This window comes from Paenirhodobacter sp. (genome assembly GCF_050177655.1).
In the GTDB taxonomy this organism is placed as follows: domain Bacteria; phylum Pseudomonadota; class Alphaproteobacteria; order Rhodobacterales; family Rhodobacteraceae; genus Rhodobacter.
Map to the genome: position 1 here is coordinate 1 of NZ_JBFXGV010000014.1, position 13925 is coordinate 13925.

Genomic DNA, 13925 nt, shown 5'->3' on the forward strand with positions numbered 1-13925 from the left:
CGCGGCGCAGCATGGGGGGCGCCGGGCGGGCGGCGGCCGAGGATGCGCCGAAAGAAAATCGTGAAATTATTGTCTTTTGATTTCCGTTGGATGCGCGGATTTCCCCGGGGTTTTCCCGGGGTTTGTCTTTTCCGCCCCGGGGCCGCTTCGCGTTAAGCCTGTCCCATCCGCAAGCCCGGGCGGGCGGTGTCGACCCCAACAAGGATGGACACCATGATCACCTATGAAATTCACCGCCCCTTCCTGATGCAGCGCGCGAAGGAGGGGGTGCCGTTCCTCAGCTTCGACCAGTTCCACAATCTGGTGAAGCTCTATCGCGACGACTTCTACGCGGCGCAGAACGTCGCGGGTTTCGCCCAGGACATCGGTCAGAACTACAATGTCTGGACGGTGGATTGCCAGAGCCGCTACCACCGCCACCTGTGGTTCTCCGAGGTCCGCGCGCCGGTCTGGATCAGCTTCGAGGTGGCGGAGCCGAGCAAACCCGCGCGGCTGCCGCTTCAGGTGCGGATCTTCGACGCGGGCGGCCTCTATTTCGAGCAGCTGCAGCATATCTGCTTCGAGCGCCGGGTGGGGCAGCGGTTCCAGGTCTGTTCCTGGCGCAAGATCGAGCCGGTGCGCAGCTTCATCTCCGGCGAGATCGGCGAGGGGCCCAGGGGCGCGATGCCGGCCTGAGCGCGCCCAACGGGCCCCGGCCGTGCCGTCGGGGCCCGCTTTCTTGCGCGCGGCTTTCGTGCTTATCTGGGGGAAGATATTTTCACCGGACAGGTTTTCGTGGAGCAGGACTTCAGCCGCAGGGTCACCACCCCTCCGCCGGTCGCGGCGGCGCAGTATTCCCCGGCGCAGCTGATGCGCGATTTCGTCTCGCGCTGCGGGATGACCGATTTCGAGCTGAGCGCGGAATTCGACCTGCTCAAGCCCGGCGGCCGCGGCATCAGCGAGGCGCTCGTCGCCGCCTGGAGCACGCTCGACAAACCCCCGAGCCTTGGCGCGCGGCGCGCCTTCCGCGCGCTCCTGCGGCATCTGTGCAGCGCGCGCGTGGCGCCCGCCTGGGATGCGGCCTTCGTCGAATGCTGGGCGCGGTTCGAGGCGGTGAGGGGCAATCAGCGCCGGCTTTTCACCGCGCATCACCAGTGGATCCGGGCGCGCTACGCGCAGCCGGTGATCGGCGAGGCCTTTGCGCTGAGCCGGATCTACGTGCCGATCAAGATCCTGCCCGGGGCGTTGCGCGACCGGCTGGCCGGGGCCGAGGCCGCCCGCGACGAGGATTTCCTGCGCGATTTCGCGCTGCGCCCGGGCGAGGGCGCGGGGGCGGAGGGGGCCGACTGGCTGTTCGTCACCGGCGGGCCGGGGAGCGGGAAATCGGCGCTCGCGCTCACACTTGCGCAGCGGCTCAGCCAGGAGCGCGGCGGCTTCACGCTTTTCTTTCGCGGCACCCGGATCGGCGGCGAGACCCATGTCCCGGGCGAGACCCTGCCGCGGCAGGTCGACGACACGATCGCGGTGAAACACTATTTCAACGCCTTCCGCGACACCAGCGAGCGCCGGCTCACGCTGATCCTCGACGGGCTCGACGAGATCGGCGCGCAAAGCTACGCCGAGCGGCGGGTGCTCGAGGTGCTGGCCGAGATCCGCTCGGAGATCGCGCTGAGCCAGGCGCATGGCAAGGTGGTGCGGGTGATCGTCTTCGGCCGGCAGACGGTGACGCGGCTTGCCGCCGACAGTTTCGAGGGGCATTGCGCGCTTTACGAGATGGGCGATCTTTCCGGCCGTCTCGAGCCGGAGGCGGGCTGCGAGCCGGTTCGCTACGGCGCCGACCTGCGCCGGCTCTGGTGGGAGCGCTATGCCGGCGCGAAGGGGATCGACGGCAGCCGCGCGATCCCGCGCTATCTCGACGATCCGGGCGAGAGCCTGTTCACGCTGAGCCGCGAGCCGCTGCTCGCCTTCCTGATCGCGAAATCGGCCTGGCCGGAGGCGGGGAGCCCGTCGGAGGGGGCGGAGGAGGTCGTCGCGCAGATCGACAGCCACACCTCGCGGCGCAACCGCAACGAGATCTACGCCGAGATCATCGAGCGCGTGCGCCGCGGCGAGGACTGGAACCGCGCCGTCGCCCCGCCGCTGCGGCGCGCCGATTTCGTCGACGTGCTGCAGCATATGGCGGTTGCGACCTGGCAGAACGGCACGCTGCGCGCGGCCAGCCTGAAGGGGATCCGCCAGGTGATCGAGCAAAGCGCGCCGGCGCTGATCGGCAAGTTCGAGCGGCTGCAATGCGATCTGGGCGACAATGGCGATCCGACGCTGTTGACCAGTTTCTATTATCGCTATCAGCGCGCGCCTTTCGCGCGGGGGCTGGTCGGCAACGAACGCGACTACGAGATCGAATTCACCCACCGGACCTTTGCCGAATATCTGCTCACCACCTTTCTTTTCGACGCTTTCGAGCGGCTTTTGCTCGCGCATGGGCCGGGGCGTTCGGATGCCGAGCGCGCGGCGGCGGAGCGGCGCTGGATCGGGGTGGTGATGGCGGGGCCGCAGGCGCGCGAGATCGGGCGGTTTGCGCGCGACGAGGCGCTTTTGCGCTTCGACCGGCAGGACTGGACGGTCTGGGACCGCGCGAAGGAGGTCTCGGGCCTCGTGCAATGCCTCGCCCGGGTGGCGCCGGATCCGGCGCTGACCTGGGTCTCGGAGGTGACCACCGCCGAGCGGCTGCAACGCGCGAGCGGGGCGATCCTGCTCTTCTGGGGGGCGCTGAACCAGGTGCGCAGCGCGCGCCGGGACAGCCTGACCGAGCTCGAGCTCCCCTTCGCCTTCGAAAGCATCGACTTCCAGTTCTGCACGCCCTTCTACAGCCTCAATTGCACCGCCGATGCGGTGATCGGCGACCCGGTGCCCGACACGTTTTCGGTGCAGGCGCTGTCGGGCGTGTTCTGGGACGGCGGCGAGGTGCCGGGCTATTACGCCTCGGGCGGCGAGGTGACCGGTTCGCGTTTCGAGCTGTGCAGCTTCGAGGGCGGGGTCTGGTCGGCGGTGGATTTCGCGGGGGTGCGCTTCACCTCCTGCAACCTGCGCCGCAGCCGCTTCGTGACGAGCCCGCTGTCGCGCTGCCGCTTCGAGCACAGCAGCTGCGCGCAATCGACGCTGAAGGATGCGCGGATCTCCGACACGAAATTCGTCGATCAGGATTTCTCGCAGGCGGCCTTCTTCGGGATGCGCTTCGCCGGCTGCCGCTTCGAGGACACCCGCTTCGACCGCGCCGATTTCGAGGACTGCAGTTTCACGAATTGCGTCTTCGAGGACTGTTCCTTCGATCAGGCGAACCTGGTGATGGTCGGCTGGCGGGACTGCGTCTTTTCCGACTGTTCGTTCGAACAGGTTGCGGTCGCGGCGCCGATCATCGAAAACTGTTCCGGGATGCCGGCCGGGATGCTGGCCGATCCGGACGAGGAGTGAGCATGCACGAGGATCTGGTTCTGCGCACCGTCGAGGCGATCCCCGAGCCGCAGCGCTGGCATCGGGTGCTCGAGACGATCATCGCGGCCACCGGGGCGAAGGCGGCGATGATCACGCTGCGCGACGCGGGCAATTGCCAGATCGTCAATGACGACGCGCTCGAACGCGAGTTTCACTCGCCGCTCGTCTGCGGTTTCCCGCAGGAGGCGATCCGCTACTACCTCGAGGAGCTGCGCACGATCGACCCCTGGGCGGAGGCGCAGATCACGCATTACCCCTCGCGCCCGCTGCAGATGTCGAGCGTCTGCCCGCCCGACGACTACCCCGACCAGCGCTTCTTTTCCTGGCTGCGCCCGACCGGGATCAACGACACCATCGCCTTTGAACTCGACCGGATGCCGGGGCACTGGACCGCCTGCAACATCTTCCTCGACGCGGCGCTGCCCGATGCGGCCGAGCGCGCGCTGGCCTTCGCGCAGGAGCATTACCGCTTTTTGCGCAAGGCCTGGCAATCGGGCCAGCAGCTGGTGCACAGCCGGCAGTCGAACCGCGCCGCGCTCGACCACATGGCGCAGCTCGAGATCGCGGCCTGCATCGCCGGCCCCTCGGGTGAGCTGATCGGCGCGAATTCCGCCTTCGACGGCTTTCTCGCGAAGGGCTGGGTCGGCGTCACCGGGCCGCGCCGGCGGCTTTCGATCCCGCGCTCGGCGCTGCTCTTCGGCGAGGCGCCCTGGCTCGAACAGGTGCTGAGCGACGATCTGGGCGAGGGGCCGGCGCTGTCGGTCTCCGCCTCCTCCTTCACGCCCGACCCGCTCTATGCCGAGAAGCGCAAGAAATGGTGGTTTCTCACCTTCCGCGAGCGGCGCGGCATCGCCGCCTCGCCCGATGAATTCTCGGTGCTGACCGAGCGCGAGCGGCAGATGCTCGAGGCGGTGCGCGAGGGGGCGAACGTCTCGACGGCGGGGGTGGCGATCGGCGTCGGGCGCACCCGCGCCTTCGAGATCTGGGCCTCGGTGAAGGACAAGCTCGGCATCACCAACGCGCATCAGCTGCGCTGAAGTGGCGGGGATCCGATGACCGAAAGCGAGCTGATCGCGCGCGTGCTGGAGGGGCTCGGCCTGCGCGCCGCGGCCTTCATCGTCACCGTTTATGGCGATGTGGTGGTGCCGCGGGGGGGCGTGCTCTGGACCGGGACGCTGATCGAGGTCTGTGACCGGGTCGGCATCAACGAGTCGCTGGTGCGCACCGCCGTCTCGCGGCTTGTCGCGATGGACCGGCTCGCGGGGGAGCGGGTGGGGCGGCGCAGCTATTACCGGCTCGACGCCTCGGCGCGGCGCGAATTCGATCAGGCGGCCGGGCTGCTTTACGGCGCCGAGCGCCCGGCGCGGGGCTGGCAGATCCTGCATGCGCCGGGCCTCGGCCTCGAGGCGGCGCGGCGCGAGCGGATGGGGCATATGGGCGGCGAGGTCTATCTGCGCCCCGACCGCGGCCAGCCGGTGCCCGAGGGGGCGCTGCTATTTGCGGCGGGCGATCCCGGCGATCTCGCCGCGCTGGCGGGGTTCTGGGATCTCACCGCGCTGCAGGCGCGCTACCGCGACATGCTCGAGCGCTTCGGCGCGGTGGCGCAGGCGGGCGCGCTGTCGGATGCCGCGGCGCTGGTGCTGCGGCTATTGCTTGTCCATGCCTATCGCGGGGTGCTTCTGCGCGACCCGCGCCTGCCCGCGCCGGCGTTGCCCGCGGACTGGCAGGGCCATGCCGCGCGCCGTCTTTTCGGTGATCTCTATGCGCGCCTGAGCCCCGGGGCCGAGCGCTGGATCGGCGCGCATTTCGAGGGGGTCGACGGGCTTCTGCCCGAGACCACCCCCGAAAGCGCTGCGCGCCTCGCCTCTCTCTCCTGAACAACGCATTGAAATCGCGTCGGAAATTTTCCGTGCGCAAAAGCATCACGGAAAACTTGCAAAAATTGCTTTGCCTGTGATGTATTGCGGCGTATAAACCGACCAAGCGGTCGACGAATTGGGAGAATCGTCGGTCTTCTCGCACCATCGAAAGGGAGGAAGGGCATGCAGGACGCCTTCATCTGTGACGCGGTTCGCACGCCGATCGGGCGCTATGGCGGGGCGCTTTCCGCGGTGCGCGCCGACGATCTCGCGGCGATGCCGCTCAGGGCGCTGATGGCGCGCAACCCGGGCGTCGACTGGTCGGCGGTCGACGATCTGATCTTCGGCTGCGCCAATCAGGCGGGCGAGGACAATCGCAACGTGGGCCGGATGGCGGTGCTGCTTGCCGGCATGCCGATCGGCGTGCCGGGCACCACGGTGAACCGGCTTTGCGGCTCGGGGATGGATGCGGTCGGCATGGCGGCGCGCGCGATCAAGGCGGGGGACTGCGATTTCGTCCTCGCCGGCGGGGTCGAGAGCATGTCGCGCGCCCCCTTCGTGATGCCAAAGGCGGAAAGCGCCTTCTCGCGCACGAATGCGGTCTATGACACCACGATCGGCTGGCGCTTCGTCAACCCGAAGATGAAGGCGGAATTCGGCGTCGACAGCATGCCGCAGACCGCCGACAACGTCGCCGCCGATTTCGGCATCTCGCGTGCGGATCAGGACGCTTTCGCCGCGCGCTCGCAGGAACGTTGGGCGGCGGCGCAGGCGGCGGGGCTTTTCGCGCAGGAGATCGTCCCGGTGACGATCCCGCAGCGCAAGGGCGATCCGATCGTCGTCGACACCGACGAACACCCGCGCCCGGGCACCACCGTCGAGATGCTGGCAAAGCTCAAGGGCGTGAACGGACCGGATCTGTCGGTCACCGCGGGCAATGCCTCGGGCGTGAACGACGGCGCGGCGGCGCTGGCGATCCTGTCGGGTGCGGCGGCGGAGAAACAGGGTCTGGTGCCCAAGGCGCGGATTGTCGCGATGGCGGCGGCGGGGGTTCCGCCCCGGATCATGGGCATCGGCCCGGCGCCCGCGGCGAAGAAGGTGCTCGAACGCGCCGGCATGACCATCGGCCAGATGGATGTGATCGAGCTGAACGAGGCCTTTGCCAGCCAGTCGCTCGCCACGCTGCGCGATCTTGGCCTGCCCGACGATGCGGCGCATGTGAACCCGAACGGCGGCGCGATCGCGCTCGGCCATCCGCTCGGCATGTCGGGCGCGCGGCTCGTCACCACCGCGATGTATCAGCTCCACCGCACCGGCGGGCGCTATGCGCTTTGCACGATGTGCATCGGCGTGGGGCAGGGCATCGCGATCATCATCGAACGTGTCTGAGTGAGGGAGGAACGGCCATGTATGCACAGCTCGTGAAGTCCGAAGGCGCGAAGAGCCGCGCCGAGATGACCCCCGAGGAGATCGCCTTTCAGGAGCGCATCGACCGCGGCGAGAAGATCGAACCGAAGGAATGGATGCCCGAGGGCTATCGCAAGACGCTGATCCGCCAGATCGGCCAGCACGCGCACAGCGAAATCGTCGGCCAGCTGCCCGAGGGCAACTGGATCACCCGCGCGCCCACGCTCGAGCGCAAGGCGATCCTGCTCGCCAAGGTGCAGGACGAGGCGGGCCACGGGCTTTACCTTTATTCCGCCGCCGAGACGCTTGGCGTGAGCCGCGACGAGCTGCTCGCCAAGCTGCACAGCGGCGCTATGAAATACTCCTCGATCTTCAACTATCCGACGCTGAACTGGGCCGATATCGGCGCGGTCGGCTGGCTCGTCGACGGCGCGGCGATCATGAACCAGGTGCCGCTGCAGCGCACCTCCTACGGGCCCTATAGCCGCGCGATGATCCGCATCTGCAAGGAGGAAAGCTTCCACCAGCGGCAGGGCTACGACATCATGATGAAGATGGCCGCGGGCACGGCGGAGCAGAAGGCGATGGCGCAGGATGCGCTCAACCGCTTCTGGTATCCGGCGCTGATGATGTTCGGCCCCTCGGACAAGGACTCGGTCCATTCCGCGCAGTCGATGCAGTGGAAGATCAAGATCAACACGAATGACGAGCTGCGGCAGAAATTCGTCGATCAGACCGTGCCGCAGGCGAAATACCTCGGCCTTTCGATCCCCGACGAGACGCTCGTCTGGAACGAGGAAAAGGGTGGCCACGATTTCGCCGAGCCCGACTGGGACGAGTTCTTCGAGGTGATCGCGGGCAATGGCCCGTGCAACGAGGAACGGCTGAACGCCCGCGTCAGCGCCTGGGAAGAGGGCGCCTGGTTCCGCGAGGGGCTGATGGCGCATGCGCAAAAGGCCGCCGCGCGCGCGCCGGTCGCCGCCGAATGAGATCCGGCGGGCCGCCGGCCCGCCCGCAGCATTGAGGGAGGAAAACATGTCCAGCGAATGGCCCCTTTGGGAAGTCTTCATCCGTGGTCAGCACGGTCTGAACCACCGCCACGTCGGCTCGCTCCACGCGCCCGATGCCGAGATGGCGATCTGCAATGCGCGCGACGTCTACACGCGCCGCAACGAGGGGGTCTCGATCTGGGTCGTGCCCTCGAAGGCGATCACCGCCTCGGCGCCCTCGGACAAGGGGCCGCTTTTCGAGCCCTCGAACAGCAAGGTCTATCGCCACCCGACCTTCTTCGACATTCCGGAAGAAGTGGGGCACATGTGATGGGTGCGGTGCAATCCCTTGATCGGAAACTGTTTTCCGAGTGGTTGCAGCGGGTCGGCGACAATGCGCTGATCCTTGGCCACCGGGTTTCGGAATGGTGCGGCCATGCGCCCGTGCTCGAGGAGGACATCGCGCTCGCCAATCAGGCGCTTGACCTGATCGGGCAATGCACGCTCTGGCTCGAATACGCGGGCGAGGTCGAGGGGCAGGGGCGCAGCGCCGATCACCTCGCCTATCGCCGCGACGCGGCGGCGTTCCGCAACGCGCTGCTCGTCGAGCGCCCGAACGGCGATTTCGGCCAGACGCTGATGCGCCAGTTCCTGTTCGACGCCTGGCACATCGCGCTGCTGCGCGCGCTGAAGGCCTCGGCCGATCCGCGCGTCGCCGAGATCGCGGCGAAGGCGGAAAAGGAGGTGGCCTATCACCTCGAACGCTCCGCCGATCTGGTGGTGCGGCTGGGCGACGGCAGCGCGGAAAGCCACGCGCGGATGGCGGCGGCGCTGGCGGCGCTCTGGCGCTACACGGGCGAGCTTTTCCACGACGACGCGACCGACGTGGCGGTGGCGGAGGCGGGGATCGCGCCGCTCCCCTCGAGCCTGCGCGCCGAATGGGAGGCGACCGTGCGCGCGGTGCTTTCCGAGGCGACGCTCGACTGGCCGGGCGAGAGCTGGCAGCACGGCATCCGCGGTGCGGGTGGCGGCCGGCAGGGCGTGCATTCGGAACATCTGGGCTTCATCCTGGCCGAGATGCAGTTCCTGCAGCGCGCCTATCCCGACGCGGTCTGGTGACGCCATGGCCGCGCCCCTGGAGGAGGTCTGGCGCTGGCTTGGCGAGGTGCCCGACCCCGAGATCCCGGTGATCTCGCTCACCGATCTCGGCATCATCCGCGATCTCGCTTACGAGGGGGAGACGCTCGTCGTCACCGTCACGCCGACCTATTCCGGCTGCCCGGCGACGAGCATCATCAACCTCGACATCGAGCGCGCGCTGCGCGACCGCGGCATCACCGATCTGCGGCTCGAACGGCGGCTCTCGCCGCCCTGGACGACGGATTGGGTGACGGCCGAGGGGCGCGCGAAGCTGGCCGCCTATGGCATCGCGCCGCCCGTCGACGGCACCGCTGCGGACGGCCGCCTCGCCGGGCGCATCGCGCGGCTTGCGGGCGGGGGCAACCTGACCATCGCCTGCCCGCGCTGCGGCTCGACCAAGACCGAAAAGATCAGCCAGTTCGGCTCGACGCCCTGCAAGGCGAGTTACCGCTGCACCGACTGCCTCGAACCCTTCGACTATTTCAAATGCATCTGAGGATGCGGAGGAGACCCCAATGGCACGCTTCCATCCCCTGAAAGTCACCGAGATCCGCCGCGAGACGCGCGACGCTGTCGTGCTGACCCTCGCCCCGCGCGAGGAGGATCGCGCGCTCTTCGGTTTCACCCAGGGCCAGTATCTGACCTTCCGGCGCGATTTCGACGGCGAGGAGCTGCGCCGCTCCTATTCGATCTGCTCGGGGCTCGACGACGGCTGTCTCAAGGTCGGGATCAAGCGCGTCGAGGGCGGCGCCTTCTCGACCTGGGCGAACGAAAACCTCGCGCCGGGCGACGAGATCGAGGCGATGGCGCCGATGGGCCGCTTCGGCGCGCCGCTCGAGCCGGAGGCCGCGAAGCAATACCTCGGCTTTGCCGGCGGCTCGGGGATCACGCCGCTTTTGTCGATCATCCGCACCGTTCTGGCGCGCGAGCCGAAGGCGCAGTTCACCCTCGTCTACGCCAACCGCCAGATCAGCTCGATCATGTTCCGCGAGGAGCTGGAGGATCTGAAGAACAGCCATCTTGGCCGGTTCTCGGTGATCCATGTGCTCGAACAGGAGGGGCAGGAGATCGACCTCTTCACCGGGCGCATCGACGCGGCGAAGATGGAGGCGCTGTTCGCTCATTGGCTCGATGCTAAGGCGATCGATACCGCCTTCATCTGCGGGCCGGAGCCGATGATGCTCGCGATCGCGGAAAGCCTGCGCGCGCAGGGGCTCTCGGACGCGCAGATCCGCTTCGAACTTTTCGCCTCGGGTCAGCCCGGGCGAGCGAAGGCGAAGGCGGTCTCGAAGGTCGCGGTCACCCCGGGCAGCGGCGTGCAGGCGACGGTCACGCTTGATGGTGCCACGCGCGCCTTCGAGATGCCGCGCGAGGGCCAGACGATCCTCGAGGCGGCGATCGCGGCGAAGATGGACGCGCCCTATTCGTGCAAGGCCGGGGTCTGCTCGACCTGCCGCTGCAAGGTGCTCAAGGGCGAGGTCGAGATGGCGGTGAACCACGCGCTCGAGGATTACGAGGTGCGCGCGGGCTATGTGCTCAGCTGCCAGGCCTATCCGGTGAGCGCCGAGCTCGTCGTGAGCTACGACGAATAAGCCGGACGAGAGGGGGGAGAACCATGTCCGAGACGATGAACATCGAGGAATATCTCGCGCAGGGCGGCGTGCTGAGCGCGCCCGGCAACGTGCCCGCGCGCTACCGCGGCGAGCTGATGCGGCTGATGGCAGGTTTCGTCGACAGCGAACTCGCGGCCTCCGCGGGCTTTGCCGAGGCGATCAATTTCGCGCCCGGCATCAAGGCGCGGATCGCGGCGAGCCGTATCACGCTCGAAAAGGCCGATCACGCCGGGCGGGTGCTCGCGGTGATGGCGGATTTCGGCACCGACATGGCGCGCTATGAGGCGAGCCACGACTGGGCCGCGCGTGCCCCGCGTGACGCCGCGCCCGGGCTTGGCCGCGCCGAGGGGGACATGCGCTCCTCGGTCTTTCGCTATCCGGTCACCGGCTGGGCCGATGCGGTGGTGATGAACGTGCTGCAGGGGCTCGCGACCGGGGTGCAGATGACCGAACTCACCCGCGTTTCCTACGGTCCGCTCGCCGAGGTGTTCCGCGCGATCGCCCCGCGCGAGGCGCGCCACGCCGCGCTTGGCCTCGAGGGGCTGGAATTGCTCGGGCCCTCCGACGCGGTGCGCGCGGCGCTCGCCTATTGGCGCCCGCGCGTCGCGGCGGGCTTCGGGCCCGAGGCCTCGCCCCGCTTTGACCTCCTGCGCCGCTTCGGGCTGCGCCACGACACGAACGAGACCCTGCGCGCCCGCTGGGAGGCGCAGGTGAGTGAACATCTGGCCGCGCTCGGCCTCTGACAGAACAAGGACACGCCATGACCTCTCCGCGCCGCCTCGAAAGCCATGTCTGCGGGCGCTGGATCCCGGGCGAGAAACCCGGCCAGCCGCTCCTCGACGCCGCCACCGGCGAAACCGTCGCCCTGATCGACTCGAGCGGGATCGACTTTGCCGCGGCGCTCGCCTACGGGCGGGAAACCGGCGGGCCGGCGCTGCGGCGGATGACCTTCCACGAGCGCGCGGCGATGCTGAAGGCGCTTGGTCAGGCGCTGATGGCGCTCAAGGACGAGTTCCACGCCGAAAGCCTGCACACCGGCGCGACCCCCGGCGATGGCTGGATCGACATCGAGGGCGGCATCGGCACGATGCTCACCTTCGCCTCGAAAGGGCGGCGCGAGCTGCCGAACACGCGAGTGCTTACCGATGGCGCGGTCGAGGGGCTGTCGCGCGACGGCAGCTTCGTCGGCCAGCACATCCTGACCCCGCTCGAAGGGGTGGCGGTGCATATCAACGCCTTCAACTTCCCGGTCTGGGGGATGCTGGAAAAGATCGCGCCGACGCTGCTCGCCGGGGTGCCCTGCGTGGTGAAACCGGCCTCGCAATCGGCCTATCTGACCGAGCTGGTGATGCGCCGCATCGTCGAGACCGGGATCCTGCCCGAAGGCGCGCTGCAGCTGATCTGCGGCTCGGTCGGCGATCTCTTGGACCACGTCACGGGCCAGGATGCGGTGACCTTCACCGGCTCCGCCGCGACCGGGCGCAAGCTGAAGGCGCATCCGGCGGTGATCGCGAATTCGGTGCGCTTCACGATGGAGGCGGACAGTCTGAACGCCGCGATCCTCGGCCCCGATGCGGTCGCCGGCACGCCGGAATTTGACTTGTTCGTCAAGGAAGTGGCGCGCGAGATGACGGTGAAGGCGGGGCAGAAATGCACCGCGATCCGCCGTGTGATCGCGCCGCGTGGGCAGGTCGAGGCGCTGGTCGCCGCACTGGGCGAGCGGCTGGCGAAGACGCCCGTCGGCCTGCCGGGGCTCGAGGGCACGCGGATGGGCGCGCTCGCCTCGCTCGATCAGCGCGAGGAGGTCCGCGCCCGGATCCGCGATCTGCAATCGGTGGCGGAGATCGTCGCGGGCGATCCGGCCATGGTGCGCGTCGCCTCGGGCGATGCCGAGACCGGCGCCTTCCTGAACCCGGTGCTTCTGCACGCCGCGCGGCCCTTCGAGGCGGCGGCGGTGCATGAGGTCGAGGCCTTCGGCCCGGTCTCGACGGTGATGCCCTATGACGGGATCGAGGAGGCGGTGGCGCTGGCGAAACTTGGCAAGGGCTCGCTGGTTTCCTCCGTCTTCACCGACGATCCGCGCGTTGCCGAAGAGGTCGTGCTGGGCGTCGCGCCCTTCCACGGGCGGGTGCTGATCGGCAACCGCGCCTCGGCCAAAAGCTCGACCGGCCACGGCTCGCCGCTTGCGCCGCTGGTGCATGGCGGCCCGGGGCGCGCGGGCGGCGGCGAGGAGATGGGCGGCATCCGCGGCGTCACCCATTACATGCAGCGCACCGCGGTGCAGGGCTGCCCGCGGCTGCTGTCTGCCGTCACCGGGCGCTGGATCGAGGGGGCCGAGGTGCGCCACGACGTGCATCCGTTCCGCAAATCGCTTGCCGAGCTCAAGATCGGCGATCAGCTGGTCACCGCCGCGCGCGAGGTCACGCAGGCCGATGTCGAGCATTTCGCCGAATTCACCGGCGACACTTTCTATGCGCATATGGACAGCGACGCCGCGAAGGCGAACCCGTTCTTCGACGACCGGGTGGCGCATGGTTATCTGATCGCCTCTTTCGCGGCGGGGCTGTTCGTCGAGCCGAACCCGGGCCCGGTGCTCGCGAATTACGGCGTCGACAATATGCGCTTTCTGACGCCCGTCTATTTCGGCGACACGCTGCAGGTGCGCCTCACCTGCAAGGAGATCAACCCGCGCGAGACGGCCGAACATGGCGAGGTGCGCTGGGATTGTCAGGTGACGAACCAGAAGGGCGAGGTGGTCGCGCAATATGACGTGCTGACGATGGTGGCGAAGACCTGGCCGGCGCTTGCCGAGGCCGCGGAATGAGCCGCGTCTACGCCTGGGACGGGATCGTCCCGGTGATCGACCCCGCCGCCTTCGTGCATCCGGAGGCGGTGGTGATCGGCGACGTGCTGATCGGGCCGGGCTGCTATGTCGGCCCGGGCGCGGTGCTGCGCGGCGATTTCGGGCGGATCGTGCTCGAACGCGGCTGCAACGTGCAGGAGACCTGCGTCGTGCATTCCTTCCCGGGCAAGGATGTGGTGATCGCCGAGTCCGGCCATATCGGCCATGGCGCGGTGCTGCACGGCTGCCGGATCGGGCGCAATGCGATGGTCGGCATGAACGCGGTGGTGATGGACGAGGCCGAGGTCGGCGAGAACACGATCGTCGCGGCGATGGCCTTCGTGAAGGCCGGCGCGGTGCTGCCGCCGGGGGTGCTGGCCGTCGGCTCGCCCGCGAAGGTGGTGCGCAGCCTTTCCGAGGAGGAGATCGCCTGGAAACGGCAGGGCACCGGGGTTTACCAGCGCCTCGCGATCGAGGCTGCGCAGAAGATCACGCCGGCCGAACCGCTTGCCGCGCCCGAACCCGGGCGGCGCCGGGCCGAGGCGCCGGCCTATGATCCGCTCGTGCTGGCACGCGCGGGGTTTGCGGAGTAGGGGCAGGGGGC

The 13925-nt window shown here is 68.6% G+C and carries 13 protein-coding genes; all 13 read left to right on the top strand.

Annotated elements, in window-relative coordinates:
• Positions 1-213: 213 nt before the first annotated feature.
• Positions 214-675, top strand: a complete 462-nt coding sequence (locus tag AB7U46_RS07350; RefSeq protein ID WP_428336302.1) for a hypothetical protein — start codon at positions 214-216, stop codon at positions 673-675.
• 99 nt (positions 676-774) lie between these two features.
• A complete protein-coding gene (locus tag AB7U46_RS07355; protein ID WP_428336303.1) occupies positions 775-3450 on the top strand; it encodes a pentapeptide repeat-containing protein in 2676 nt (891 codons plus the stop codon).
• Positions 3451-3452: 2 nt separating this feature from the next.
• Positions 3453-4508 carry a hypothetical protein gene (locus AB7U46_RS07360; protein WP_428336304.1) on the top strand — a complete coding sequence of 352 codons (1056 nt, stop codon included), beginning with the start codon at positions 3453-3455 and terminating at the stop codon, positions 4506-4508.
• A gap of 15 nt (positions 4509-4523) precedes the next feature.
• Positions 4524-5348 (top strand): PaaX family transcriptional regulator C-terminal domain-containing protein, encoded by an 825-nt coding sequence (locus tag AB7U46_RS07365; protein ID WP_428336305.1) that lies wholly within the window; start codon positions 4524-4526, stop codon positions 5346-5348.
• Positions 5349-5513: 165 nt separating this feature from the next.
• Complete coding sequence (pcaF, locus tag AB7U46_RS07370; protein WP_428336306.1) at positions 5514-6719, top strand: 3-oxoadipyl-CoA thiolase; 1206 nt, start codon at positions 5514-5516, stop codon at positions 6717-6719.
• Positions 6720-6736: 17 nt separating this feature from the next.
• A complete protein-coding gene (gene paaA / locus AB7U46_RS07375; protein WP_428336307.1) occupies positions 6737-7726 on the top strand; it encodes a 1,2-phenylacetyl-CoA epoxidase subunit PaaA in 990 nt (329 codons plus the stop codon).
• A 46-nt stretch (positions 7727-7772) separates the two neighbouring features.
• Positions 7773-8057: a 1,2-phenylacetyl-CoA epoxidase subunit PaaB gene (gene paaB, locus AB7U46_RS07380; RefSeq protein WP_428336308.1), complete on the top strand. Its 285-nt coding sequence runs from the start codon at positions 7773-7775 to the stop codon at positions 8055-8057.
• A complete protein-coding gene (paaC, locus tag AB7U46_RS07385) occupies positions 8057-8845 on the top strand; it encodes a 1,2-phenylacetyl-CoA epoxidase subunit PaaC (RefSeq protein WP_428336309.1) in 789 nt (262 codons plus the stop codon). The genes paaB and paaC overlap by 1 nt, the downstream gene beginning before the upstream one ends.
• A gap of 4 nt (positions 8846-8849) precedes the next feature.
• Positions 8850-9362, top strand: a complete 513-nt coding sequence (paaD, locus tag AB7U46_RS07390) for a 1,2-phenylacetyl-CoA epoxidase subunit PaaD (protein WP_428336310.1) — start codon at positions 8850-8852, stop codon at positions 9360-9362.
• Positions 9363-9381: 19 nt separating this feature from the next.
• A complete protein-coding gene (gene paaE, locus AB7U46_RS07395; RefSeq protein ID WP_428336311.1) occupies positions 9382-10458 on the top strand; it encodes a 1,2-phenylacetyl-CoA epoxidase subunit PaaE in 1077 nt (358 codons plus the stop codon).
• A 23-nt stretch (positions 10459-10481) separates the two neighbouring features.
• A complete protein-coding gene (locus AB7U46_RS07400) occupies positions 10482-11222 on the top strand; it encodes a Phenylacetic acid catabolic protein (RefSeq protein ID WP_428336312.1) in 741 nt (246 codons plus the stop codon).
• 17 nt (positions 11223-11239) lie between these two features.
• Positions 11240-13303: a phenylacetic acid degradation bifunctional protein PaaZ gene (gene paaZ, locus AB7U46_RS07405; protein WP_428336313.1), complete on the top strand. Its 2064-nt coding sequence runs from the start codon at positions 11240-11242 to the stop codon at positions 13301-13303.
• A complete protein-coding gene (locus AB7U46_RS07410) occupies positions 13300-13914 on the top strand; it encodes a transferase hexapeptide repeat family protein (protein ID WP_428336314.1) in 615 nt (204 codons plus the stop codon). The genes paaZ and AB7U46_RS07410 overlap by 4 nt, the downstream gene beginning before the upstream one ends.
• Positions 13915-13925: the final 11 nt, after the last annotated feature.

Bases quoted from the DNA above. Each gene is read 5' to 3' on its own strand.
- paaA (WP_428336307.1), top strand. From the start codon at position 6,737: ATGTATGCACAGCTCGTGAAGTCCGAAGGCGCGAAGAGCCGCGCCGAG.
- paaZ (WP_428336313.1), top strand. From the start codon at position 11,240: ATGACCTCTCCGCGCCGCCTCGAAAGCCATGTCTGCGGGCGCTGGATC.
- paaD (WP_428336310.1), top strand. From the start codon at position 8,850: ATGGCCGCGCCCCTGGAGGAGGTCTGGCGCTGGCTTGGCGAGGTGCCC.
- paaE (WP_428336311.1), top strand. From the start codon at position 9,382: ATGGCACGCTTCCATCCCCTGAAAGTCACCGAGATCCGCCGCGAGACG.
- AB7U46_RS07360 (WP_428336304.1), top strand. From the start codon at position 3,453: ATGCACGAGGATCTGGTTCTGCGCACCGTCGAGGCGATCCCCGAGCCG.
- AB7U46_RS07400 (WP_428336312.1), top strand. From the start codon at position 10,482: ATGTCCGAGACGATGAACATCGAGGAATATCTCGCGCAGGGCGGCGTG.
- AB7U46_RS07350 (WP_428336302.1), top strand. From the start codon at position 214: ATGATCACCTATGAAATTCACCGCCCCTTCCTGATGCAGCGCGCGAAG.
- pcaF (WP_428336306.1), top strand. From the start codon at position 5,514: ATGCAGGACGCCTTCATCTGTGACGCGGTTCGCACGCCGATCGGGCGC.
- paaB (WP_428336308.1), top strand. From the start codon at position 7,773: ATGTCCAGCGAATGGCCCCTTTGGGAAGTCTTCATCCGTGGTCAGCAC.
- paaC (WP_428336309.1), top strand. From the start codon at position 8,057: ATGGGTGCGGTGCAATCCCTTGATCGGAAACTGTTTTCCGAGTGGTTG.
- AB7U46_RS07365 (WP_428336305.1), top strand. From the start codon at position 4,524: ATGACCGAAAGCGAGCTGATCGCGCGCGTGCTGGAGGGGCTCGGCCTG.
- AB7U46_RS07410 (WP_428336314.1), top strand. From the start codon at position 13,300: ATGAGCCGCGTCTACGCCTGGGACGGGATCGTCCCGGTGATCGACCCC.